Below are 25297 nucleotides of genomic sequence, written 5' to 3'. Positions count from 1 at the left end.
CGTAGGGTGGGCAAAGCGAAGCGTGCCCACGATGCGATGGCCGAGATCGTAGAATTCGTGGGCACGGCGCGCGAAGAGCGCGCCTTTGCCCACCCTACGAGACCATCGCCAGCCGCTTCCGTCGCCCGTTCCACCACAGCGTCAAATTCCACACGATGCAGGTGGCAAGGCCCATGCTGAGACCGATTGCCGAGCCGAAATTCGCAGCCCCGAGATGCAGCACCGCGATCGCCATACCGAAGCCGAGCAGGCCCCAGGCGGAGTTCGCGAACACGGCGGCTGTCGGCGGGCCGCCGATGCGCGGATGCAGGATGACCATGATGCTGGTGAAGACGATCGGATAGAGCGCGATCACGCCGGACACGCGCGGGCCGACCCAGCCCGAAGTCGAGACCACGATCGCAACCAGCGTTGCGACCAGCGACGCACGCAACGGAATGTCGTACCAGCGGCGCGTCACCAGCGGCATTTTCACGTGGCGATACTTTGCGAGCAGCGGAATGCAGATGGCGAAGGCGACCAGATTGACGGCGAGCCCGGCCATCAAGGTCCAGTCGAACAGACGGATGATGGACGCCAGCACGATCCACACCGCCACCGCGCTTCCGACACTCACGGCAAAGCTCTGCCGCTGCGCCAGCACGACATAGGTGAGACCCATGAAGATCGTCGCGGCATTGACCGGGAGGCTCGACAGCGCACCCTGCGCGATGAAGGCAGCGTCATGGTCGATCGCAAGGAAGACATAGGAGGGACCGGCCGAGATCGGCAGCGTCGCCACCAGCGCACCGATCACCGGGCCGGAGCGCTCGGTGATAACAGACGCCGACACCACGAAGGCGGCCGCAACCGCCATGCGCAGCAGAAGGAAGAGAATGTAGGACAGTTCGGCAGGCATTTTCTTCTTCTTGCCCTCCCTCAAAGGGAGGGTGGCAGCTACATCCGCTGCATCGACACCGAAACCTTCGGGCCGTTCTTGATGGTCTGATAGACCACGCAATAGCGCTCGGTGAGCTTGAGCAGGAGATCGAGCTTGTCCTGGGGCGCATCGGTATCGACCTCGAAGCGCAGGCGGATCTCGGCGAAGCCGACCGGGGTTTCCTTGTCGACGCCGAGCGTGCCGCGGAAATCGAGATCGCCCTCGGCGTATACGTTACCGGTCCTGAGCGGCACCTCGATCGCGGTCGCGACCGACTTCAGCGTGACGCCGGCGCAGGCCACAAGCGCTTCCAGCAGCATGTCGCCGGAGCAGAGCTCGAGGCCGGAGCCGCCGGTGGCGGGATGCAGGCCAGCCATCGCGATGGCGCGGCCGGTCTCGACCTTGCAGGCGATGCCTTCGCTGTCGGTCGAGCCCTTGGCCTTCAGCGTGATCAGCGCGGTCTTGGGATCGGTCTTGTAGCGTTCCTTGATCGGGGCCTGCATCTGGCGCAGTTCTGCGGCGTCCATCTTGTTCTCTCCCGGAAAATTGCCCCTCGATGTACCGGCTTGACGCGAAAATGTCACCACCACATGGCCTGACCGGGACCCTGGGTTGCGTCACGGTCGGGCACGTTGCGGTCGAGCGAACGGTCGAGTGACGTCAGCACATTTCGCTTGAAATTCTCGAACAGCGGCGAATTGCGGTCGCGCGGCCGGCCCAGATTGATCTCGATCTGGTCGAACAGTCGGCCCGGCCGCGGCCGCATCACCAGCACGCGATCGGCCAGCACCACGGCCTCGTCGACGTCATGGGTGACGAGGATCAAGGTCGGCCGCGTGTCGGCCCAGAGGTCGAGCAGATGATCCTGCAGGTCGCGGCGGGTGAAGGCGTCGAGCGCCGAGAACGGCTCGTCGAGCAGGAGCACCTCGGGCTGTGGCACCAGCGCGCGTGCGATCGCGACGCGCTGGGCCTGCCCGCCAGAGAGCTCGCGCGGCCAGGCCTGTCCCTTGTCGGCGAGGCCGACGCGGGCGAGCGCACGCGCCACCTTCTCGCGTCGCTCAGCTGCAGGCAGATCGGCTAATCCAAAACCGATATTGTCGGCGACGCTGAGCCAGGGCAGCAGCCGCGGCTCCTGGAAGATGATGCCGATCTTGGCGTGTGGCGCGGCGATCGCTTCGCTGTCGAGCGTCACTGTGCCGGAACTGGCGCGGTCGAGGCCGGCAATGGCGCGGAGCAATGTTGATTTGCCGCAGCCGGAGCCGCCGATGATGGCGACGATCTCGCCCTGCCTGATCTCGGCGGAGAAGCGTGCCAACGCGTGCACACCATTCGGATAGGTCTTGCTGACCCGGTCGAGCGCCAGCATCGCGTTACGCTCCCTTCACGCGCCCGAAGGTGTCCTGCCAGCGCAGGAACGGCGCGGCCGCGACCTCGATCAGCCAGTCGGTCAACTTGCCGAGAATGGCGAAGATCACGATCGCGGCGAGGATCTGCGCGGGCTTGCCGAGCTGCTGGCCGTCGAGCAGGAGATAGCCGAGGCCTTCAGAGGCGCCGATCAGCTCGGCCGCCACCACGAACATCCAGCCGAGACCGAGGCCGACGCGCAAGGAGACGACATAGGCCGGCAGCACCGCGGGCAGCAGGATACGGCGAATCATCGCGAAGCCGGAAAGGCGAAAGGTGTGGCCGACCTCGACGATCTTGCGGTCGACGATGAGGATCGCGCCCATCACGCCGAGATAGACCGGGAAGAACACGCCGACCGCGATCAGCGCGATCTTGGACGTCTCGAAAATGCCGAGCCAGAGGATGAACAGCGGTACCCACGCCAGCGACGGGATCGCGCGCAGTGCCTGCACGGTCGGATCGAGCAACCGCCGCGCCAGCGACCAGTATCCGGAGATCGCGCCGAGCAGCGTGCCTGCGACCACGCCGAAGGCGAAGCCAACACCGACACGCCACAGCGTCGCGGCGATGTGACGGACCAGCTCGCCGGAGCGGGCGAGATCGGCGATGGTGGCAAAGACCCGCGAGGGCGGCGGCACCAGCCTTCCATTGGACCAGCCGGACCAGACCACGAGCTCCCAGCCGAGCGCGAGGATCAACGGCAGCAGCAATGACAGCATCGGCCGCGCATAACGCGACAGCCGCGAGGGCGCGACGGCGGTCTCGGCCGGTTCCGAGGACTGCTGCAAAACTGGCGCGTCGGAGATCATGGCCCGTAGGAAGCGCGTCTCGTGCGGGAATGCAAGGGCGCGCCTCTATCCACCTGCGTAGCCCGGATGGAGCGAAGCGCAATCCGGGGCCGTGCCGCGTGAAAAGAATCCCGGATTTCGCTGCGCTCCATCCGGGCTACAGACCAACCTCAATTCGTCGGCAACGGGACCTGGTCGTCGATCAGCGCATCCAGCGTCGCCTTCACATCGACCTTGGCGTCGACGACGCCGGCCTGTTGCAGGGCAAGGCCTGCGGCAAGGATCGACTCGCGCTGGGGTGCGCCAATGCGGCTGTGGGTAAGCTCGGTGCGCTCCTTGAGCTGCTTGTCCACGACGGCGTCGGGCAGTTTGGTGACCGCGATGAAGGTCTTCTTGAGATCATCGTAATTCGCCAGCGAGTATTTCCGCGCCTCCTCGTACACCGCGAGCACGCGGCGGGCGGCGTCCGGATAGTCCTTCAGGAACTGCTCGCGCACATTGAGGATGCCCCAGGTGTTGGCGTCCGCCTTGCGATAGAACAGCTTTGCGCCTTCCTCGACCTCGGCCTGCGCAATCATGGGATCGAGACCGGCCCAGGCATCGACGTCGCCGCGAATCAGCGCAGTCTTGCCGTCGGCGTGCTGGAGCAGCACCGGGGTGATGTCCTTTTCGGTGAGGCCAGCGCCAAGCAGCGCGCGCACCAGGAAGATGTGCGGATCGGTGCCGCGCGTCACCGCGACGCGCTTGCCCTTGAGGTCAGCAACGCTCGCGATCTTGGAATCCTTGCCCGTGACCAGCGCGGTCCACTCGGGGCGCGAATAGACATAGATCGACTTGATCGGGTTGCCGTTGATGCGCGCGACCAGCGCTGCCGAACCCGCGGTCGAACCGAAATCGATCGAGCCGGCATTGAGGAATTCGAGCGCCTTGTTGGAGCCGGCCGACTGCACCCAGGTGATGGTGATGCCGTCCTTGGCGAACTCCTTCTCCAAGAGCCCCTTCTGCTTCAGGACCATCGACACCGGATTGTAGGTCGCCCAGTCGATGCGGATTTCCTTGAGCGCATCAGCAGCCCGTGCCGCGGGGGTCACGGCGAGCGCAACGGCTCCCGCCAAGAGAATACGTCGTGTCACCTTGGTCATGCCCAAGCCTCCTCAAAACTTCATTGTTTTTCAATGAGTTATATCTAGAGGTCAACGAGAAAATCCCACCCTTGAAAGCGCGCGGCCTGAGAACAATTTTGCGCGATGCCGACCTTTTCCAGCATGGAACGACTATTGCCAGAGAATGGCGGGTGACAGCGCCTGTCGCCTCTTATATCCGGTGAGACATGGACAGCGTTGCGACCGAGCACAAGCCACAGCTGGATGATCGCTTCGATACCGCGCGGATCACCGCCGCGGTCGATGCGCTTGCCGAAAAGCATCAGGGCCGCGAGGACACGTTCCGCACCGCGACCGCGCAACTGCTCAAGGCCGAGCTGCTCGCCGCGCGCGCCGCAGCGCAGGCAATCCTGCTGAAGGACCGCCACGGCCGCCGCTGCGCCGAGCGGCTGTGCCACGTGCAGGATGAGATCATCCGCATCCTCTATTCAGCCGCGACCCGTCATCTCTACCGCTCGCCGATCCCGAGCGGCGCGGAGCGCATGGCGGTGGTCGCGACCGGCGGCTATGGCCGCGGCCTGATGGCCCCCGAATCCGACATCGATCTCCTGTTCATCCTGCCCTACAAGCAGACCGCCTGGGGCGAGCAGGTCGCTGAAGCCATTCTCTATTGCCTCTGGGACATGGGGCTGAAGGTCGGCCACGCCACGCGCTCGGTCGATGAATCGATCCGGCAGGCGCGCGGCGACATGACCATCCGCACCGCGATCCTGGAGACGCGCTTCCTCACCGGCGACCAGCCGCTCTATGACGAGTTGGTTGCGCGCTTCGACAAGGAAGTGGTGCAGGGCACCGCGTCCGAATTCGTCACCGCAAAGCTCGCCGAACGCGAGGAGCGGCATCGCCGCGGCGGCCAGTCGCGCTATCTGGTCGAGCCCAATGTCAAGGACGGCAAGGGCGCGCTACGCGACCTGCACACGCTGTTCTGGATCGCCAAATACGTCTATCGCGTGCGCGACACCGACGAGCTGGCCGAGCGCGGCGTGTTCGACGCGCAGGAGTACCGCAGCTTCCGCCGCTGCGCCGACTTCCTCTGGTCGGTGCGCTGCAATCTGCATTTCTACTCGGGCCGCGCCGAAGAGCGCCTGTCCTTCGACCTCCAGCGCGAGATCGCAATCCGGCTCGGCTACACCTCGCATCCCGGCATGCAGGATGTCGAGCGCTTCATGAAGCACTACTTCCTGGTCGCCAAGGAAGTCGGCAACCTCACCGCCATCCTCTGCGCCAAGCTCGAGGACCAGCAGGCCAAGCCCGCGCCGGTCTTGAGCCGGATGATGGCGCGGCTTCGCCCCACGCCTGTGAAGCGGCGCGTGCCTGACAGCGACGACTTCATCGTCGACAACAACCGAATCAACGTCGCCGCGCCCGACATCTTCAAGCACGATCCGGTCAATCTGATCCGCATCTTCCGGCTGGCGCAGAAGAACAACCTCGCCTTCCACCCGGACGCGATGCGCGACGTGACGCGCTCGCTCGGCCTGATCAACGCACAGATGCGGGAGAATCCCGAGGCCAATCGCCTGTTCATGGAGATCCTGACCTCCGACAACGCCGAGATCGTGCTGCGGCGGATGAACGAGACCGGCGTGCTCGGCCATTTCATCCGCGCCTTCGGCAAGATCGTCTCGATGATGCAGTTCAATATGTATCATCACTACACTGTCGACGAGCATCTGATCCGCTGCGTCGGCTTCCTCCAGGACATCGAGCGCGGCGGCGCCGAGGAATTTGCGGTCGCCAGCGATCTGATGCGCAAGATCCGGCCTGAGCACCGCTCGGTGATCTACATCACGACGCTGCTGCACGACATCGCCAAGGGACGGCCCGAGGATCATTCGATCGCAGGCGCCAAGGTCGCGCGACGGCTCTGCCCGCGGCTCGGCTTCAGCGCAGCCGACACCGAGCTCGTGGCCTGGCTGATCGAGGAGCATCTCACGATGTCCACGGTCGCGCAGTCGCGCGATCTCTCCGACCGCAAGACCATCGAGAATTTCGCCGCAGTGGTGCAGTCGGTCGAGCAGATGAAGCTGCTCACGATCCTGACCACCGCCGACATCCGCGGCGTCGGTCCGGGCGTGTGGAACGGTTGGAAGGCGCAGCTGCTGCGCTCGCTTTATTACGAGACCGAACCGGTGCTGACCGGCGGCTTCTCGGAGGTCGACCGCGGCAAGCGCCTCACGGCCGCCTACGCCGAATTCCGGCACGCCTTCGCCGAATGGCCGGCGGATGAGCTCGATGCCTATATCGGCCGGCACTATCCGGCCTATTGGCTCAAGGTCGAGCTGCCGCGCAAAATTCGCCACGCCCGCTTCGTGCGGTCGAGCGAACAGGCCGGCCACAAGCTCGCGATCAATGTCGGCTTCGACGAGGTGCGCGGCGTCACCGAGCTCACCATCTTCGCCGCCGACCATCCCTGGCTGCTGTCGATCATTGCCGGCGCCTGCGCTTCCGCCGGCGCCAACATCGTCGACGCGCAGATCTACACCACGACCGACGGCCGCGCGCTGGACACGATCTCGATCTCCCGGGAATACGACCGCGACGAGGACGAGGGCCGCCGCGCCACGCGCATCGGCGAGATGATCGAGGACGTGCTGGAAGGCAAGCTGCGCCTGCCCGAAGTGGTGGCGCGGCGCACCGTGCGCAGCAAGGCGCGGCCGTTCGTGATCGAGCCGGAAGTGACCATCAACAACCAGTGGTCCGACCGCTACACCGTGATCGAAGTGTCCGGCCTCGACCGCCCCGGCCTGCTCTACGAGCTGACCACCGCGATTTCGAAACTCAATCTCAACATCGCCTCGGCCCATGTCGCGACTTTCGGCGAACGCGCCCGCGACGTGTTCTACGTCACCGACCTCTTGGGTGCGCAGATCAACGCGCCGACCCGGCAATCCGCGATCAAGAGCGCGCTGACCCATGTCATGGCCGGCGACAAGGCGGTTCAGCCGGCGGCGTGATTTCTTTCGTCATTCCGGGGCGCCGCGCAGCGGCGAGCCCGGAATCCATTCATCGGTACCGTCGATGCGGCCTGATGGATTCCGGGCTCGCGCTTCGCGCGCCCCGGAATGACAGTGGAGAGAGAACTAAACCTCCACCCCCTCATGCCGGAGCAGCCAGCGCTTGCGCTCGAGGCCGCCGCCATATTTCACCAGCGATCCATCGGCGCCGATCAGCCGATGGCACGGCAACACCACGCTGATCGGGTTGGAGCCGTTGGCGTGGCCGACGGCGCGAATGGCCTTGGGCATCTCGATCTTTGTGGCGAGTGCGCCATAGCTCATCGTGGTGCCGGCCGGGATTTTGGCGAGCGCAGTCCAGACTTTTTGCTGAAACGGCGTGCCCGCGATGCGCCAGGCGATCGCCGAAAGCTGTCCAAGATCACCGGCGAAGTAATCCGACAGCGCGGCCTTCATCGCAGCCGGCGCGGAACGCTCGCTCAAATCTACCGCACCGTAATGCAGCCGCAGCAGCTCGCGCATGCGGTGCTCGTAATCGTCCCAGTCGAGCGCGCGCAGCGCACCCTCGGCGTCGGTGACGAGCAGCGCGATCCCGATCGGCGTTGCCAGGCGATCGAGGCCAAAGCTTTCGGGTGGAGGTGCTGATCGAGCAGCCATTGCGACACCTTGCATCGAAACACACGTCGCACTTGCCATGCCGGCCATGCTAACGTCCACCCGAAAGCTGACGCTTTGGGGGCTCAACTTGATTCTGATCGCCAATATCCTGGTGGCGCTTGTCGCCGCACTGCACGCCTACTTCCTGATCCTGGAGATGTTCCTCTGGGACAAGCCGCAGGGCCTGAAGGTCTTCCGCAATACGCCCGAGAAGGCCGAGATCACGAAGGTGCTGGCCGCCAACCAGGGCCTCTATAACGGCTTCCTCGTCGCCGGCCTGATCTGGGGTCTGATACACGGCAACCCGGCCTTCGCGTTCCAGATCAAGGTGTTCTTCCTGCTCTGCGTGATCGTGGCCGGCGCCTACGGTGCGGCGACCGTCAGCACGCGCATCCTGGTCGTACAGGCGCTGCCGGCGGCGATCGCACTGGCTGCATTGTTTCTGGCCTAAGACCTTGGCCTGAAGCGCTACGGCGCAGCGCCGCGATCCTTGCGCGGCCCCTCGCCTTCCTCCACACTCTTCGGCAGCGATGGCGACCGTTGCAACCAACGGGAAAAGACCGTCGGCCGGAAAATTCCGTCAGGAGGAACAACCCAACATGAAGACTCGCAGAGCCTACCTAGCTGCCACGGCGGCGCTCGCCTTCGCGTTCTCCGCCAACCAAGCTCTCGCCCAGAAGAAATACGACACCGGCGCGAGCGACACCGAGATCAAGATCGGCCAGACCGTGCCGTTCTCGGGCGCCTATTCCGTCTACGCCAATATCGGCAAGACCCAGGCGGCCTACTTCAAGATGATCAACGATCAGGGCGGCATCAACGGCCGCAAGATCAACCTGATCCAGTATGACGACGCCTATTCGCCGCCGAAGACCGTCGAGCAGATCCGCAAGCTCGTCGAAGGCGACGAAGTGCTCTTCACCTTCCAGATCATCGGCACCGCGGCAAACGCCGCCGTGCAGAAATATCTCAACGGCAAGAAGATCCCGCAGCTCCTCGCCTCGACTGGCGCTGCGCGCTTCAACGATCCGCAGAACTATCCCTGGACCATTGCCTACAATCCCAACTACATCTCCGAGGGACGCATCTACGCCAAGTACATTCTCAAGGAGCATCCGAACGCCAAGATCGGCGTGCTCTACCAGAATGACGACATGGGCCGAGACTATCTTGCCGGCCTGAAGAGCGGTCTCGGTGACAAGGCCGCCAGCATGATCGTCGGCGAGGTGTCCTACGAGGTGACCGATCCGACGGTGGACTCCCAGGTGGTGAAGCTGAAATCGATGGGGGCCGACCTGTTCTATGACGCGTCGACGCCGAAATTCGCCGCGCAAGCGATCAAGAAGCTGGCCGACCTCGGCTGGACGCCGGTGCATATCGTCGACATCAATGCGAGTCCGATCTCGGCGACGCTCAAGCCGGCCGGCCTCGACATCTCCAAGGGCATCATCTCGACCCAATATGGTAAGGAGCCAGGTGATCCGCAGTGGAAGGACGACCCGGGCGTGAAGGCCTTCTTCGCCTTCATGGACAAGTATTTCCCCGATGGTGACAAGCTCAACACCGTCAACACCTACGCCTATTCGGTGGCGGAGCTGCTGGTCCAGGTGCTGAAGCAATGCGGCGACGACCTCTCGCGCGAGAACATCATGAAGCAGGTCGCCAACATCAAGGACTTCACCCCGAGCTTCGCGCTGCCCGGCATCAAGATCAACACCGGGCCGAACGACTACCGTGTCAACAAACAGATGCAGATGATGAAGTTCAACGGCGAGCGTTGGGAGCTGTTCGGCCCGATCATCGAGGACTCGGGCCCATCGGGTTAGTTCAGACTCGTAGGGTGGGTTACGTCACCCACCCTACGAACGGCCAGCACCTCCCCACCTTGCGTTGCAGCAACCGCTCCGCCACACTCGCCCTCAGCGATGGCACCGGACGCGTAGTGCGCCCGGCAGACCATCTGCAATAACAGACTGAGGAAATTGCGAATGAGGAATGGAATTCTGCATCTGGCCACGGCAACGGCGCTGACCCTGGCGCTGTCGATGTCTGCGGCCAATGCCCAGAAAAAGTACGATCCGGGCGCCAGTGACACCGAGATCAAGGTCGGACAGACCATGCCGTTTTCCGGACCGGCGTCGGCCTATTCGTCGATCGGCAAGACGCAGGCCGCCTATTTCAAGATGATCAACGACCAGGGCGGCATCAATGGCCGCAAGATCAATCTGATCCAATACGACGACGCCTATTCGCCGCCGAAAGCCGTGGAGCAGATCCGCAAGCTCGTCGAGAGCGACGAGGTGCTGCTGACCTTCCAGATCATCGGCACGCCCGTGAACGCGGCCGTCCAGAAATATCTCAATTCCAAGAAAGTGCCGCAGCTGTTCGCGGCCACCGGCGCCTCGCGGTTCACCGACCCGAAGAACTTCCCCTGGACCATGGGATACAATCCGAATTACTTCGTCGAGGGCCGCATCTACGGCCAGTACATTCTGAAGGAGCATCCGAACGCGAAGATCGGCGTGCTCTATCAGAACGACGACCTCGGCAAGGACTATCTGAACGGCATCAAGGCCGGCCTCGGCGACAAGGCCGCCAAGATGATCGTGACCGAAGCGTCCTACGAAGTCTCCGATCCGACCGTCGACTCCCAGATCCTCAAGATCAAGGATGCCGGCGCAGACCTGTTCTTCAGCGCGACGACGCCGAAGCAGGCCGCGCAGGCGATCAAGAAGATCGCCGAGATGGGCTGGCATCCGGTGCAGATCGTCGACATCAACGCCACCTCGGTCGGCGCGGTGTTGAAGCCCGCTGGCCTCGATGCCGCCAAGGACCTGATCAGCGTCAACTACGGCAAGGAGCCGCTGGATCCGACCTGGAAGGACGACGCCGGTCTGAAGAGGTATTTCGACTTCATGGCCAAGTACTATCCGGATGGCGACAAGGATTCTAACTTCAACACCTATGGTTATGGCACCGCCCAGCTCCTGGTCCATGTCCTGAAGCAGTGCGGTGACGACCTGACGCGCGAGAACGTCATGAAGCAGGCCGCTTCACTGAAGGACGTTGCGAGCGACGTCGCGCTGCCCGGCATCAAGGCCAACACCTCGGCGACCGACTACCGCGTCAACAAGCAGCTTCAGATGATGAAGTTCAACGGCGAGCGCTGGGAGCTGTTCGGCCCGATTCTGGAGGACGCAGGTCCGGCGGGTTAGTCACCGAAACCAACTGCCTCAACGACGTCATGCCCGGGCTTGTCCCGGGCATCCACGTTTTGGGGGCGGCAAAGCGAGGCGTGGATGGCTGGGTCAAGCCCGGCCATGACGATAGAGAGCGACTCAGGCCGGTATCTCGCCAAAGGTCTTCCCCACCGGCAGCACCGCGTGCCGGATCAACCGCGAATCCTCCACCCCCGCCTGCCGATGCTTGACCGCCTCGCGATAGACGGGGTCGCGGATCATCTCGACGAAGGCGGCGACGCTCGGGTATTCGGCGATGAAGCAATGATCCCAACGCTCGTCCTGCGGACCGATCAGCATCAGCTCGAACCTGCCCTGCCAGACGATGCGGCCGCCGAGACGTTCGAACACCGGGCCGCTTTCGCGACCATAGGCCGCATAGGCTTCCGCGCCGCTGGCCTTGCGGCCATCGGGATACGCCGCGTCCTTGCGCAAGCGCACCAGGTTGAGCATGTGGATCGGGCCGGGACGGTCGTTGTCCCGGAATTGCGCGAAGATGTCCTTGGTCGGATCGATGTGGCCCATGCGGGTTCCCTCTTTCTTATGGCCGCGATCCTAGCCCTGCCGTGGAATGAGCGGAACTGCGGCCTGGGAATGCCGCACCTCCTAATCACGCGTTAACGTCGGGGTAACCGGGCCTTAAACCCCGACCGCTAGCGTGCGGCGGGGCGGGATGACCGGGCGTTTGCGTATGGGGTCGGGAAAGAAAAAGGGTGGTCGGAAGGAGCCGTTGTTCGGCTTGCCCGCGGCGCTCGCCGATCTGCGCCTGACGGCGGCCGATCGCATTCCCGGCGGCGGCGACGACAAGCCGAAGAAATCCGCCGGCAAGCGCAAAGCCGAACCATCCGACGACGAGCCGCCGCGCGAGCGGAAGGCGCCAGCCAAAAGCAGCGGCGCCAAGCGCCGGTCGAAATCATCTTTCAGCGCCGGCCTCGGCCGCCTCGTCTATTGGGGCGCCGTGCTGAGCCTGTGGGGCGTGATCGCCGTGATCGGCGTCGTGATCTGGGTCGGCGCCCATCTGCCGCCGATCCAGTCGCTGGAGATTCCCAAGCGGCCGCCGACGATCCAGATCGTCGGCATGGACGGCAGCCTGCTGGCGCAACGCGGCGAGATGGCCGGCGCCAACGTCTCGCTGAAGGACCTGCCGCCCTATCTGCCCAAGGCGTTCATCGCCATCGAAGACCGCCGCTTCTATTCGCATTTCGGCATCGACCCCATCGGCATCCTGCGCGCGCTCGTCACCAACGTGCTTCATCGCGGCGTATCGCAGGGCGGCTCGACGCTGACGCAGCAGCTCGCCAAGAACCTGTTCCTGACCCAGGAGCGCACCATGGCGCGCAAGCTGCAGGAGGCGGAGCTTGCGATCTGGCTGGAGCGCAAGCATTCCAAGAACGAAATCCTGGAGCTCTATCTCAACCGCGTCTATTTCGGCTCCGGCGCCTATGGCGTCGAAGCCGCCGCGCAAAAATATTTCGGCAAGCCGGCGAAGAGCGTGACCGTGGCGGAAGCCGCGATGCTGGCTGGCCTGGTCAAATCGCCCTCGCGGCTCGCGCCAAACCGCAATCCCGAAGGCGCGGAAGCGCGCGCGAAAATCGTGCTCGCGGCGATGGCGGATGCAAGTTTCATCACCGAGGCGCAGGCCCAGGCTTCGATTGGCCACCCCTCCTACAATGTGAAGCCGGTCGGCGCCGGCACCGTGAACTACGTCGCCGACTGGATCGGCGAGGTGCTGGACGACCTCGTCGGCCAGATCGACGACAGCATCAAGGTCGAGACCACGATCGATCCAAAACTCCAGGCCGTCGCGGAGACCGCCGTCATCGACGAGCTCGCGGCCAAAAGCGTGAAGTTCAATGTCAGCCAGGGCGCGCTGGTGGCGATGACGCCCGACGGCGCGGTGCGCGCCATGGTCGGCGGCCGGAACTATTCCGACAGCCAGTACAACCGCGCGGTGACCGCCAAGCGCCAGCCGGGCTCCTCGTTCAAGCCGTTCGTCTATCTGACGGCGATGGAGCAGGGCCTGACGCCCGATACCGTCCGCCAGGACGCGCCGATCGAGGTCAAGGGCTGGAAGCCCGAGAACTACACCCATGAATATTTCGGCGCGGTGACGCTGACGCAGGCGCTGGCGATGTCGCTCAACACCGTCGCCATCCGCCTCGGCCTCGAGGTCGGGCCGAAGAACGTGGTGCGCACCGCACACCGGCTCGGCATCTCCTCGAAGCTCGAGCCCAACGCCTCGATCGCGCTCGGCACGTCCGAAGTGTCCGTTGTCGAGCTGGTCGGCGCCTATGCACCGTTCGCCAATGGCGGCTTCGCGGCGACGCCGCATGTGGTGACGCGGATCAAAACGCTCGACGGCAAGCTGCTCTACATGCGGCCGGCCGACGAGCACAATCAGGTGATCGAGCCGCGTTACGTGGGCATGATGAACACGATGATGCGGGAGACGCTGATCTCAGGCACCGCGAAGAAGGCCGATATCCCCGGCTGGCAGGCGGCCGGCAAGACCGGCACCAGCCAGGATTATCGCGACGCCTGGTTCATCGGCTACACGTCGAACCTCGTCACCGGCGTCTGGCTCGGCAATGACGACAACTCGCCGACCAAGAAGGCGACCGGCGGCGGGCTGCCGGTGGAAGTCTGGACCCGCTTCATGCGCACCGCGCACGAGGGCGTGCAGGTGGCCGGCCTGCCGAACCTGCAAAACAATTGGGGGCCGGCGAACCTCGTGCAGATCTCATCGCAGGTGTCGCCGCCGACACAGGCGGCGACCGGACCCGCATCGGCGCCGGTCAGCAATGGCGGCTATCGCGCCCCGCCGCCGACGCGCGCCAATGTCAACGCGCGGCCGGAAGCAGCCGCAGGTCTTGATGGCTGGCTGATGGACCGGCTGTTTGGCGGGAATCGCTAGCTTCGGCCGGAGGTCCCGGCGACCTCAATTCAAAAACGCGAAAACAACCCCATGCACAGTAGGCGGCGTGGTGTCGCGTGATCCGCGGTGGATTGGCTGAAGGCCTTGATGCGACGGAGCAAAACGCGCATCGCCCGCGCAAGGCGGGCGATGACAGCTTCCGAGACGCAACAGCGCGCCCTAATCCTCGACCCCGTACCGGTGCAGATCGTTGCCGTAGGTGTCGAGCCACTTCTTGGCGCGCTCCATTGACGGACAGATCTTGCCGCAGACGCGCCAGAAGCGGGCCGAGTGGTTCATCTCGACGAGATGGGCGACTTCATGCGCGGCGAGGTAGTCGAGCACGTAGGGCGGCGCGAGGATCAGGCGCCAGGAGAACGACAGCGAGCCTGCCGAGGTGCAGGAGCCCCAGCGGCTGGACTGATCGCGGATCGAGAGCCGCTTCACCTTGACGCCGAGCTCGACGGCGTGGGTCTGCGCCGAACGCTGCAGATCGTGGCGCGCCTCGCGCTTGAGGAAGTCGCTGACGCGGCGATCGACATGCTCGAGGCCGCCGGCGACGCAGACAATGCGTTCACCGCTGTCGCGAATTTCGGTCCACACCGTGCCGCGCGTGCCGGCGCGATGCACGATGCGATGGGGAACGCCGCGGAGCGGTATCACTGTGCCAGGCTGGAACGGTGCAGCTTTCGGCAAACGACCAAGACGAGCCGCGATCCACGCACCGTGACGCTGAGCGAAGTCCTTTGCTTCAGCGAGCGTGCCGCGCGGCGGGATCGTGAGGATCGCTTCGCGGTCGCTCGGATGAATTCTGAGCGTGTAACGGCGCGCTCGACGGTGCCTGCGCAGCCGAATCGCAAAGAATTGCGATCCATGGCTGATGACGAGGGTCTTTGGTTCGTGGGGCCGACGATAGAGGAGCGCGCGAGTGGCCATGTCTGTCAGTCCGGGGAGCAAGAGTTCGCCCGGATTCTGCCATAACCGCCGCCAGGGAAAGCGCTCGGCGCAAAAACAAATCATTTGCCCAATATACAGGGGTCTGGCGTCCGGGAGACCCTACAGACTGGGGTTGGAACCCGCTTTTTTCGCCCCCGCTGGACGCATGTGGCACCCCCAAGGGGTGAGGGGTGACTCACTCCTACAAGACTACCTAAATACCTCGAATCTAGCAGGAACCGGGTCCTCCCGGAGCCTTCGGCAGGGCCTGAATTTCTGACGGGAAAGCCGAAATTCGCAGTTATTCAGCTGCAAGCGCCTGCAACGAGCTCGGATTCGCAGCCGAGACCATGAAATCATGGATACGCGGCACGATTTCCGACTTGAAGCGCGAGCCGTTGAACACTCCGTAATGTCCAACGCCCTTCTGAACGTAATGAACGCGGCGATGATCGGGGATCGCACTACATAATGTGTGCGTTGCTTCGGTCTGACCAAGACCTGAGATGTCGTCGTTCTCGCCTTCGACCGTCATCAACGCAACGCGCGTCACCTTGGAAGGATCGACGCGAGTTCCACGATGCATCATCTCGCCCTTCGGCAGCGAATGCTTCACGAACACGGTGTCGACCGTCTGCAGATAATACTCGGCCGACAGGTCCATCACCGCGAGATATTCGTCATAGAAGTCGCGATGCTTGTCGACGAGGTCGCCGTCGCCCTTCACCAGATTGGCGAACAGACGCTTGTGGGCGTCCATGTGCCGGTCCAGATTCATGCTGATGAAGCCGTTGAGCTGCAAAAAGCCCGGATAGACGTCGCGCATCATGCCCGGATGCGGGAACGGCACCTTGGTGATGACGGTGTTGCGGAACCAGTCGATGCCGCGCTCCTGCGCGAGCTGGTTCACGCCGGTCGGATTGCGCCGGGTGTCGATCGGGCCGCCCATCAGCGTCATCGAGGTCGGCACGAAGGGATCGCGCCGTGCTTCCATGATCGAGACGGCGGCGACGACGGGCACGGACGGCTGGCACACCGCCAGCACATGGGTGTTGCCGCCCAGCACATGCAGCATCTCGATGACGTAATCGATGTAGTCGTCGAGATCGAAGCGGCCGTCGCTCAAGGGCACCATGCGGGCATCGGCCCAATCGGTGATGTAGACCTCATGCGCCGGCAGGAAGGCCTCGACCGTGCCGCGCAGCAGCGTCGCGTAATGGCCGGACATCGGCGCCACGATCAGCACGCGCGGCTGCGGGCTGCGCAGCGGACGAGCGAACTTGCGATCGAAATAGAGCAGCTTGCAGAACGGCTTTTCCCAGACCGAGCGGACCTCGACGGGGACGCGGATGCCGTTGACCTCGGTGTCGTTGAGACCCCATTCCGGCTTGCCGTAGCGGCGCGTGGTGCGCTCGAACAATTCGCAGGCCGCAGCGACCGACTTGCCGACGTCGGTGCGCGCCCAGGGATTCAGCGGATTCTGAAACAGCAGCTTGGTCGCATCGGTGACGGCGCGTGCCGGATTGAGAGAGGCCTGCGCCATCTCGTACATCCAGTACATCGGCGTGGTCAGGACAGGACTGCCTTCACTCGCCAGGGGCGGTGCGCCGCCAAACTCACCAATAGGCATGATCAAATTCCTCTTCGCATCGCAGCATACTGCCGAATGCGTAATATTGCGTCAATGCATGCTTCCGTACATGTACGTATCCGAAGGGGTTAAACCAGCCGAAATCCACGGGAAAGTGACGTTATTCGCCGCCCGCGAGCAGCGAGCCGTGCTTTCGGGCGCTGCGCAAAAGGGCAAGGAATGCCCAAAAAGAAGCAGCAAGGAGCACCGCATTGATGGCTAACGCGTCCAGCATCAGATCGGTTCTGAAGGTTTGCTCGATCAGCAGCGCCCGCATTCCCTCGAACACGTAGGTCGGCGGCAACGACCAGGCGACATATTGCAGCCAGGTCGGCAGCACGCTGACCGGATAATAGATGCAGGCGAGCGGCATGATCGCGAACATCAACGTCCAGACGATGCTCTCCGCGCCAAGGCCGTTCCGCAGCACCAGGCCCGAAACGAAGATGCCGACCGACCAGCTGGTGAAGATCAGATTGCAGAAGAAGGCGATCAGCGGCAGGCCGAGACTGTAGACATTGAAGTGAAAGAACGCGATCGCGAGCAGCGTCATCGGGATGACGCCGATCGCGAGCCGGATCAGGCTCATCACCATCAGCGACAGCAGAAACTCGATCGGCTTCAGCGGGCTCATCATGAGATTGCCGAGGTTGCGCGCCCACATCTCCTCCAGGAAGGAGATGGAGAAGCCGAGCTGGCCGCGGAACAGGATGTCCCAAAGAATGACGGCGCCGATCAGCGTGCCGCCGGCGCGCGCGAAGAAATTGGCGTTCTGCGCGATGTAGAGCTGAAGAAAGCCCCAGGTGATGATCTGCAGTGCCGGCCAGTACAATAGCTCGAGCAGCCGCGGCCAGGACGACATCAGGAGATACCAGTAGCGCAGGATCATCGCGCCGATGCGCTGAGGGGAGATACTGCGGTGGAGGGTGAGCTCGGTCATTGAGGTATCCCGTAGCCTGGACCGCCGGCGTCATCCTGAGGTGCAAGCCTTGCGATGCGTACCGCATCGCAAGGCTTGCCTCGAAGGATGGGCCACGTACGCTTGCAGCACATCCTTCGAGGCGCGCGAAGGGCGCGCACCTCAGGATGACGGTTGTGCGCGCGGCTACGGCTAAAACTGAGAGCCGCCCTCATCGCGCTCCCTCCTTCGCACCGTTCACCCGCCCGCGCGCGACGTCCAGAAACACCTCCTCAAGCGTGGTGCGGTTGTAGCGGGCCATGATGGCGTCGGGCGTGTCGTCGTCCTCGACGCGGCCGCGCTTCATGATGATGACGCGGTCGCAGAGCCGCTCGACCTCGAGCATGTTGTGCGAGGCCAAAAGGATGGTGGCGTTGTTGTCCTTGCGATAACGCTCCAGATGCGCCCGCACCCAGTCGGCCGTATCAGGATCGAGCGAGGCGGTCGGCTCGTCCAGCAGCAACAACTCGGGCTCGTTGATCAGCGCCTTCGCCAGCGCGACGCGGGTCTTCTGCCCGGCGGAGAGCTTGCCGTTGGCACGGTCGATGAAGTCGTTGAGATCGAGTTCGGCGGCCAGCTTCGCAATGCGGTCGGCGAGGTTTCTGACCGCATAGAGCTTGCCGAAGATGGTGAGGTTCTGCCGCACCGTGAGCCGCATCGGCATGTCGACATAGGGGCTCTCGAAATTCATCCGCCCAAGCACGGCCGCGCTCTCCTCGGGCATCCGATGCCCGAGCACCTGCACACGGCCGGAGGTCGGCAGCACCAGCCCCATGATCATCGCGATGGTGGTGGTCTTGCCGGCGCCGTTGCCGCCCAGAAGCCCGGTGATGCTGCCGCGGGGAAGCGTAAAGGAGATGCCGTCCACCGCACGGGTCTGCTTGTAGAACTTGACGAGGCGATCGACCTCGATGGCCGCGGACAAAGTGCTGTCCGCGACAGTCGGCCGACTTGAAGCCTTGGTGTTCTCAGTCATGCTAAAGGCGTTCTTCCGCCATTGCGCCGTGGAGTGCAAGGCTTGATGTCCGGGACTTCCGCACTATGGACCGCAGGGTGATCGCATATGGATCTCACGAAGATTGCCTGCTGGCTTGCTCCGCCTCTCCCGCTTGCGGGAGAGGCCGACGCGCTCACAGAGCGCGGCGGGTGAGGGCTCTCGCCAAGTTGGGATACCTTCAGCAATCCCGTCGCGGAAACACCCCCACCCCAACCCTCCCCCGCAAGCGGGAGAGGGAGCCCAGCGCCGATGCCGTCGCATCGTGCACACCATATGCGATTGCCCTGACCATGGACCTCGGTACGAGCGTGTTTGTGATAGGACACGCGTACCGCTAGATTGGCCTGTCATGACCGAGACCGCCGCCTCCGACTTCCGCCCGTCGCAACGACACATCCGCCTGGACACCATCCTGCGGCTGCGCTGGCTCGCCGTGCTGGGCCAGCTCGCCGCCATCTTCATCGTGGCGCAGGGGCTGGAGTTCGATGTCGCCATTGTCCCCTGTGTCAGCATCATCGGCCTGTCGGCGGCGCTCAACCTGGCTCTGCAAACCGTGGCCAACCCGATGCAGCGGCTGGAGCCGCTTCACGCGGCCGGGCTGCTGGCGCTGAACATCGTGGAACTGGCGGGGCTGCTGTTCTTTACCGGCGGATTGCAGAACCCGTTCTCGTTCCTGTTTCTCGCACCTGTCCTGATTTCTGCCACCGCGCTACCGGCCCGGCTGACTTTCGCTATCGGCCTACTGGCCGTGGCGTGTGCCTCGATCCTGTTCTTCTTTCATTTCCCGCTGCCATGGGACTCCGAAGATCCCGTGGTGCTGCCGCCGATCTATCTGCTCGGCGTCTGGCTTTCGATCGTGCTGGCGATCGGCGTCACCAGCCTCTACTCGTTCCAGGTGACCGAGGAGGCACGCAAGCTTGCCGACGCGTTGGCCGCGACCGAGCTGGTGCTGACGCGCGAGCAGCATCTGACCCAGCTCGACGGCCTGGCCGCCGCCGCCGCGCACGAGCTCGGCACGCCGCTTGCCACCATCTTCCTGATCTCGCGCGAACTGGAAAAGACCGTGACGGATCCGGTCTTCGCGGCGGATCTGAAGACGCTGCGCGAGCAGACGCAACGCTGCCGCGACATTTTGAGCAAAATCACCCAGCTGTCCTCCACCGGCGCGCCGTTCGACCGCATGAAACTGTCGGAGCTGATCGAAGAAGTGGTGGCACCGCACCGCGATTTCGGCGTCGACATCAAGGTGCGGATCGCGATTGCCGCCGCGGCCGAGCCGGTCGGATCGCGCAATCCGGCAGTCCTCTATGGCGTCGGCAACATCATCGAGAACGCTGTCGATTTCGCCAACTCCACGGTGGAGGTGAATGCGTGGTGGAACAACGAGACCATCGAGATCGTCATCTCCGACGACGGCCCGGGCATTCCGCCCGATCTCATGAAGCGGATCGGCGAGCCTTATCTGTCGCGGCGGCGCACCCAGGATGCCGGCGGCGGCCTCGGACTCGGCGTGTTCATCGCCCGCACGCTGCTCGAACGCACCGGTGCCAAGGTCTCGTTTACCAATCGGACCTTTCCGGAACACGGTGCAGTGGTACAGATCGCGTGGCCGAAGGAGCGTTTTGAGACTATCGAGAGCCTAGAAGAAACAATAGGATAGGGCGCGACCTTGCGTCGCACATGAGGCCCGATCGACTATTGGCGGCCTTGGCACCGCCTGATTGCGACGCCATATGTAGATGCGCAGAGAGAGGACACAACCTTGAACGCCATCGCCGAACTGAACGAACAGACCGACCGCTCGCTTCTCATCGTGGAGGACGACAAGCCGTTCCTGGAGCGCCTGTCGCGCGCGATGGAGACACGCGGCTTTGCGGTGACGTCGTGTGACACGGTCTCCGATGGTCTCGCGCAGATCGGCAAGTCCGCACCGGCCTTTGCGGTGGTCGATCTTCGCCTCGGTGACGGCAATGGTCTCGACGTCGTCTCCGCGCTGAAGAAGAAGCGCCCCGAAGCCCGCGCCATCGTGCTGACCGGCTATGGCAACATCGCCACCGCCGTCACCGCGGTGAAGATGGGCGCGATCGATTATCTCTCGAAGCCCGCAGATGCCGACGACGTCGTCGCCGCGCTGCTCTCGACCAGCACGGACAAATCCGAGTTGCCGGCGAATCCGATGTCGGCCGATCGCGTGCGCTGGGAACACATCCAGCGCATCTACGAGATGTGCAACCGCAACGTCTCGGAAACGGCGCGGCGGCTCAACATGCACCGCCGTACATTGCAGCGGATCTTGGCCAAGCGCGCGCCGAGGTAACGGTGTCGCCAAGGTAACGGTCTCGTAGGGTGGGCAAAGGCGCAAAGCGCCGTGCCCACGTCTTCTAATTCGAGCCTGACTAACTTGGATACGTGGGCACGCTTCGCTTTGCCCACCCTACGGCACCTTGTTTGCGGCGCCGCTACTCCCAAAAATCCGCGTGCCCTTGCGGATCGACCAGCCGGTTGATCCGCAACGCCGCCGCCATGCCAAATCGCACCGTCATCTGCTTGCGCGTGGCGGCTGCGATCTTGTGCTCGGGCGCCTCGCAATGCATGTGCGCACCATAGGCGTCCGCGATGATCAGGCCGGTGCCTTCGGGGAAAATCTCGCACGGCAGGTCCTGCGTGAAGGCAAAGAACAGCCGGTCGCAATGGGCGCGGTATTCGTGCCATTTCTGATCGGCGCGCAGATCCTCCACCGACGATTTGATCTCGACGATCCAGATCTCGCCACGCTCGTTCAGCGCGACAAGATCGGCGCGCCGGCCCGACGGCAGCGGCAACTCGCTGATGCAGGAAAAGCCGAGCGAGCGTAAGAGCCGCGCCGTGCCGCGCGCGATCGCGAGCGCCGTCTCGGATTGACGACGATCTGGCGGCGGAACGAGGGCGATGCGGGCGGGATTTTCCATGAGGGAAGATTAGCCGATTCCAATCCTACTGTCGTCCTGGCGAAAGCCAGGACCCATTACCCCAGATGGGCGTTGTCGCGCGAAGTGCTGACCACCAGCATTCGCCAAACTACTCCCTGGGGTAATGGGTCCCGGATCTGCGCTTCGCTTGTCCAGGACGACAGCGGGGGATGGGAACCCGATCTCACCACAGCACTTATCACGCAGCCGCCGACGATCGCGGGCCGACCGAACAGGGCTGTCCCGACATGATCGACGATCTCTGGTACAAGAACGCCATCATCTATTGCCTGTCCGTCGGCACCTATATGGACGCCAACGGCGACGGCGTCGGCGATTTCAAGGGGCTGTTGCGGCGGCTCGATTATCTGCATGGGCTGGGCATCACCACGATCTGGCTGATGCCGTTCCAGACCTCGCCGGGCCGCGATGACGGTTATGACATCGCCGACTATTACAGCGTCGATTCCCGCTACGGCACGCTCGGCGATTTCGTCGAGTTCACCCATGGCTGCAAGCAGCGCGGCATCCGTGTCATCATCGACCTCGTCGTCAACCACACCTCAGACCAGCATCACTGGTTCAAGGAGGCGCGGCGCGACAAGAACTCACCCTATCGCGACTGGTACGTGTGGTCGGACAAGAAGCCGGCCAACGCCAACAAGGGCATGGTGTTTCCCGGCGTGCAGAAATCGACATGGACGCGCGACAAGGAAGCCGGCGCCTATTATTTCCACCGCTTCTATGATTTCCAGCCCGATCTCAACACGTCGAATCCGCATGTGCAGGCGGAGATCCTGAAGATCATGGGCTTCTGGATCCAGCTCGGCGTCTCAGGCTTCCGCATGGACGCCGTGCCCTTCATCATCGCCACCAAGGGCGCGAAGGTCAAAACGCCGGTCGAGCAATACGACATGCTGCGCACCTTCCGCGAATTCCTGCAATGGCGCGAGGGCGACGCCATCATCCTGGCCGAGGCCAATGTGCTGCCGGAAACCGACATGGAATATTTCGGTGACGACGGCGACCGCATGCAGATGATGTTCAACTTTCACGTCAACCAGCATCTGTTCTATGCGCTGGCGTCCGGTGACTCGCGGCCGCTGGCCAAGGCGCTGAAAGCGACCAAGCCGCGGCCGGCTTCGGCGCAATGGGGCCTGTTCCTGCGCAATCATGACGAGCTTGATCTGGGACGCCTGACCAAGGCGCAGCGCGACACCGTGTTCGGAGCGTTCGGCCCCGACAAGGATATGCAGCTCTACGATCGCGGCATTCGTCGCCGGCTTGCGCCGATGCTCGGCGGCGACCGCCGGCGGCTCGAGCTCGCCTACAGCCTGATGTGCACGCTGCCGGGAACGCCCGTCATTCGCTACGGCGACGAGATCGCGATGGGCGATGATCTCTCGCTGCCGGAACGCAATTGCGCACGCACGCCGATGCAATGGTCGACCGAGCCGCAGGGCGGCTTCACCCAGAGCGACAGGCCGGCGATCCCCGTCATCGACAAGGGCCCTTACGGCTACCCGCACGTCAACGTCGCCAAACAGCGGCGCGATCCCAATTCGATGCTGAACTGGACCGAGCGCATCGTCCGCATGCGCAAGGAGGTGCCCGAGATCGGCTGGGGCGATTTCGCGATCATCCCGACACGCGATCCCGCCGTGTTCATCATGCGCTATGACTGGCGCAACAATTCCGTGCTGTTCGTGCATAACCTCGATGAGAAGCCGCGCGAGACGGCGTTCTCGGTGGGGCTGCCTGATGATGCCGGTGAGCACCTGATCAATCTGCTCGCGGAGGACCACAGCCACGCCGACAAGCGCGGCCAGCACCGCATCGTGCTGGAGCCGTATGGGTATCGCTGGTACCGGGTTGGCGGGCTGGATTATCTGCTGAAGCGGAGTGATGTGGATGGGACTACGGTGAAGGGGAAGAGGCGGTAGGTAGCAGCCACACACACCGCAGTCGTCCCGGCGAAGGCCGGGACCCATAACCACAGGGAGGAGTTTGGCGAAGACCCGTCGTTCGGCACTCCTACCAGCCACATCGATAGATCACGCGGTATGGGTCCCGGCCTTCGCCGGGACGACAGCTAGGGCGGCGCGACGATCACACCCTCATTGCCCCGCAAATCCAGTACGCCTTCCAGCCGCTCGCCCTCGCGATCCAGGAACGTTGATACCAAGATCTCGCTGCCAAACCGTATCGCACTGGTCGTCACCGCAATCGGCTCAGGCCCGAGATTGAGCACCACGATCAGCGCCCTGCCTTCGGCCTCGCGGCGATAGACCAGCAAATCGCCTTGCGCGGCGATCGGATGATAGTCACCGACGACCAGCGGCGGACAGGTCCCGCGCAACGCGATCAGCCGCTTGTACAGGCTGAGGATCGAGCGCGTGTCGGCGTCGAGATTGACGACATTCTCGCTTATGTGATCCTCCGGCAGCGGCAGCCACGGCCTCGCTTCCGAGAAGCCGGAGAAGTCCGACGAATCCCACTGCATCGGCGTGCGGCAGCCGTCGCGCCCAACTCCGATGCCGGGCACGTTCCTCTCGAAGGGATCGCGCACATCCTCTGGCGCGATCGCGAGCTGATGCATGCCGATCTCGTCGCCGTAATAGAGCGTCGGCGTACCGCGCAAGGTCAGCAGCAGCATGGCGGCGACCCGGGCCTGCTCCGGCCCGACGCGGCTGGCGACGCGCGGGCGATCGTGATTGCCGAGCACCCAGTTCGGCCAGGCGCCCGTCGGCAGCGCCTTCTCGTAATCCTCGATGATCTTCTCGATCGAGCGCGCGCTCCAGAAGGTCGAGAGCAATGCGAAATTGAACGGCATCTGCGCGCCGGTGAGATCGTTGCCGTAATAGGCCATCAGGCGATGCAGCGGCAGATAGACCTCGCCGATCAGCACGCGGGCGCCAAAGGCATCGGTGACGCGGCGCATCTCGGCGATGACGTCGAACACCTCCGGCTGGTCGGTGGAGTATTGCGTCAGGATCTTTTCGGTCGGAGGCCGGCCCTCGACATAATGCGGGTTGAGCGGATTGTCGCGAAACCCGGCATCCTTGATCAGGTGCCAGATCACGTCGACGCGAAAGCCGTCGACGCCCTTCTCGAGCCAGAACCGCATCACGTCGTAGATCGCGGCGCGGACCTCCGGATTGCGCCAGTTCAGGTCCGGCTGCTGGGCGAGGAAGGCGTGGTAGTAATATTGACCGGTCTCCGCGTCGACCTGCCATGCGCTGCCGCCGAATTCAGACAGCCAGTTGTTCGGCACGCCGCCATCGGGGGCTGGATCGCGCCAGATGTACCAGTCGCGCTTGGGGTTGTCGCGCGAGGAGCGGCTCTCGACGAACCAGGGATTCTGATCGGAGGTGTGGTTCGGCACGAGGTCGAGGATCAGCTTCAGACCATTGTCATGCGCGGCCGCGAGCAGCGCATCGAAATCCGCCATCGTGCCGAACAGCGGATCGATGCCAGTATAGTCGGAGATGTCATAGCCGAAATCGGCCATTGGCGAGGGGAAGATCGGCGACAGCCAGATCGCGTCGACGCCGAGCGATTTCACATAAGGCAGCCGCCGCAAAATGCCGGCGAGATCGCCAACGCCGTCGCCGTCACTGTCCTGAAAGGAGCGCGGATAGATCTGATAGAAGATGCCGTCGCGCCACCAGTTCTCGCCGCCCTGAGCCATGTCGGAAAACCCATCCGGAAATCTGCACCCCGCGCGAGAGAACGCGGCAGCAGCGCCCCGGTTCAAACAGCCACGCGAATTGGGACGGCCGTG

At 63.7% G+C, this 25297-nt stretch carries 21 protein-coding genes; 8 read left to right on the top strand and 13 right to left on the bottom strand.

Annotated elements, in window-relative coordinates:
* Window positions 1-94: 94 nt before the first annotated feature.
* The 5 genes from V1280_RS31530 to V1280_RS31510 all read right to left on the bottom strand — a co-directional run bounded on the left by V1280_RS31530 (window position 95) and on the right by V1280_RS31510 (window position 4256).
* Complete coding sequence (locus V1280_RS31530; protein WP_334533609.1) at window positions 95-898, bottom strand: hypothetical protein; 804 nt, start codon at window positions 896-898, stop codon at window positions 95-97.
* A gap of 38 nt (window positions 899-936) precedes the next feature.
* On the bottom strand, window positions 937-1446 hold the full coding sequence (locus V1280_RS31525; RefSeq protein ID WP_334533607.1) for an OsmC family protein: 510 nt from the start codon (window positions 1444-1446) through the stop codon (window positions 937-939).
* 53 nt (window positions 1447-1499) lie between these two features.
* Complete coding sequence (locus V1280_RS31520) at window positions 1500-2285, bottom strand: ABC transporter ATP-binding protein (protein ID WP_334533605.1); 786 nt, start codon at window positions 2283-2285, stop codon at window positions 1500-1502.
* Between the two features lie 4 nt (window positions 2286-2289).
* Window positions 2290-3135 carry an ABC transporter permease gene (locus V1280_RS31515; protein WP_334533603.1) on the bottom strand — a complete coding sequence of 282 codons (846 nt, stop codon included), beginning with the start codon at window positions 3133-3135 and terminating at the stop codon, window positions 2290-2292.
* A 149-nt stretch (window positions 3136-3284) separates the two neighbouring features.
* Window positions 3285-4256 carry an aliphatic sulfonate ABC transporter substrate-binding protein gene (locus tag V1280_RS31510; RefSeq protein WP_334533601.1) on the bottom strand — a complete coding sequence of 324 codons (972 nt, stop codon included), beginning with the start codon at window positions 4254-4256 and terminating at the stop codon, window positions 3285-3287.
* Window positions 4257-4444: 188 nt separating this feature from the next.
* Here V1280_RS31510 and V1280_RS31505 point away from each other — a divergent pair, with 188 nt between their 5' ends.
* Window positions 4445-7234 (top strand): [protein-PII] uridylyltransferase, encoded by a 2790-nt coding sequence (locus V1280_RS31505; protein WP_334533599.1) that lies wholly within the window; start codon window positions 4445-4447, stop codon window positions 7232-7234.
* 126 nt (window positions 7235-7360) lie between these two features.
* Here the strand turns inward: V1280_RS31505 and V1280_RS31500 are convergent, their stop codons facing one another.
* Entirely contained in the window at window positions 7361-7891 is a 531-nt protein-coding gene (locus tag V1280_RS31500) for a methylated-DNA--[protein]-cysteine S-methyltransferase (protein WP_334533597.1), read from the bottom strand.
* Window positions 7892-7985: 94 nt separating this feature from the next.
* On the opposite strand from V1280_RS31500, the gene V1280_RS31495 reads away from it, so the two are divergent.
* The 3 genes from V1280_RS31495 to V1280_RS31485 all read left to right on the top strand — a co-directional run bounded on the left by V1280_RS31495 (window position 7986) and on the right by V1280_RS31485 (window position 11106).
* Window positions 7986-8342, top strand: a complete 357-nt coding sequence (locus tag V1280_RS31495) for a DUF1304 domain-containing protein (RefSeq protein ID WP_442895256.1) — start codon at window positions 7986-7988, stop codon at window positions 8340-8342.
* A gap of 148 nt (window positions 8343-8490) precedes the next feature.
* A complete protein-coding gene (locus V1280_RS31490) occupies window positions 8491-9717 on the top strand; it encodes an ABC transporter substrate-binding protein (protein ID WP_334533592.1) in 1227 nt (408 codons plus the stop codon).
* A 162-nt stretch (window positions 9718-9879) separates the two neighbouring features.
* A complete protein-coding gene (locus tag V1280_RS31485; protein ID WP_334533589.1) occupies window positions 9880-11106 on the top strand; it encodes an ABC transporter substrate-binding protein in 1227 nt (408 codons plus the stop codon).
* A gap of 123 nt (window positions 11107-11229) precedes the next feature.
* Here the strand turns inward: V1280_RS31485 and V1280_RS31480 are convergent, their stop codons facing one another.
* A complete protein-coding gene (locus V1280_RS31480; RefSeq protein WP_334533586.1) occupies window positions 11230-11655 on the bottom strand; it encodes a DUF1330 domain-containing protein in 426 nt (141 codons plus the stop codon).
* Window positions 11656-11821: 166 nt separating this feature from the next.
* On the opposite strand from V1280_RS31480, the gene V1280_RS31475 reads away from it, so the two are divergent.
* A complete protein-coding gene (locus V1280_RS31475) occupies window positions 11822-14044 on the top strand; it encodes a transglycosylase domain-containing protein (RefSeq protein ID WP_334538468.1) in 2223 nt (740 codons plus the stop codon).
* Window positions 14045-14224: 180 nt separating this feature from the next.
* Here the strand turns inward: V1280_RS31475 and V1280_RS31470 are convergent, their stop codons facing one another.
* The 4 genes from V1280_RS31470 to V1280_RS31455 form a co-directional block, all read right to left on the bottom strand.
* Window positions 14225-15064 carry a M48 family metallopeptidase gene (locus V1280_RS31470; RefSeq protein WP_334533583.1) on the bottom strand — a complete coding sequence of 280 codons (840 nt, stop codon included), beginning with the start codon at window positions 15062-15064 and terminating at the stop codon, window positions 14225-14227.
* A gap of 217 nt (window positions 15065-15281) precedes the next feature.
* Window positions 15282-16610, bottom strand: coding sequence for a polyhydroxyalkanoate depolymerase (locus V1280_RS31465; protein WP_334533580.1), 1329 nt, complete (start codon window positions 16608-16610; stop codon window positions 15282-15284).
* Window positions 16611-16731: 121 nt separating this feature from the next.
* Entirely contained in the window at window positions 16732-17550 is an 819-nt protein-coding gene (locus V1280_RS31460; protein WP_334533577.1) for an ABC transporter permease, read from the bottom strand.
* Window positions 17551-17740: 190 nt separating this feature from the next.
* Entirely contained in the window at window positions 17741-18544 is an 804-nt protein-coding gene (locus tag V1280_RS31455) for an ABC transporter ATP-binding protein (protein WP_334533574.1), read from the bottom strand.
* 370 nt (window positions 18545-18914) lie between these two features.
* Between V1280_RS31455 and V1280_RS31450 the strand changes: the two genes are divergently transcribed.
* Window positions 18915-20225, top strand: a complete 1311-nt coding sequence (locus tag V1280_RS31450) for an ActS/PrrB/RegB family redox-sensitive histidine kinase (protein ID WP_334533571.1) — start codon at window positions 18915-18917, stop codon at window positions 20223-20225.
* Window positions 20226-20327: 102 nt separating this feature from the next.
* A complete protein-coding gene (locus V1280_RS31445; RefSeq protein ID WP_027531452.1) occupies window positions 20328-20882 on the top strand; it encodes an ActR/PrrA/RegA family redox response regulator transcription factor in 555 nt (184 codons plus the stop codon).
* Window positions 20883-21024: 142 nt separating this feature from the next.
* On the opposite strand, the gene V1280_RS31440 is transcribed toward V1280_RS31445, so the two are convergent.
* A complete protein-coding gene (locus tag V1280_RS31440; RefSeq protein WP_148777527.1) occupies window positions 21025-21513 on the bottom strand; it encodes an MmcB family DNA repair protein in 489 nt (162 codons plus the stop codon).
* A gap of 248 nt (window positions 21514-21761) precedes the next feature.
* On the opposite strand from V1280_RS31440, the gene V1280_RS31435 reads away from it, so the two are divergent.
* Window positions 21762-23456 (top strand): alpha-amylase family protein, encoded by a 1695-nt coding sequence (locus V1280_RS31435; protein ID WP_334538467.1) that lies wholly within the window; start codon window positions 21762-21764, stop codon window positions 23454-23456.
* Window positions 23457-23605: 149 nt separating this feature from the next.
* Here the strand turns inward: V1280_RS31435 and V1280_RS31430 are convergent, their stop codons facing one another.
* Window positions 23606-25204 (bottom strand): alpha-amylase family glycosyl hydrolase, encoded by a 1599-nt coding sequence (locus V1280_RS31430; RefSeq protein ID WP_334533561.1) that lies wholly within the window; start codon window positions 25202-25204, stop codon window positions 23606-23608.
* Window positions 25205-25297: the final 93 nt, after the last annotated feature.

It is taken from the genome of Bradyrhizobium sp. AZCC 2230 (assembly GCF_036924495.1).
GTDB lineage: Bacteria > Pseudomonadota > Alphaproteobacteria > Rhizobiales > Xanthobacteraceae > Bradyrhizobium > Bradyrhizobium rifense.
The sequence above is the reverse complement of the archived record's forward strand: the minus strand, read 5'-3'. Positions and strand labels throughout refer to the sequence as shown.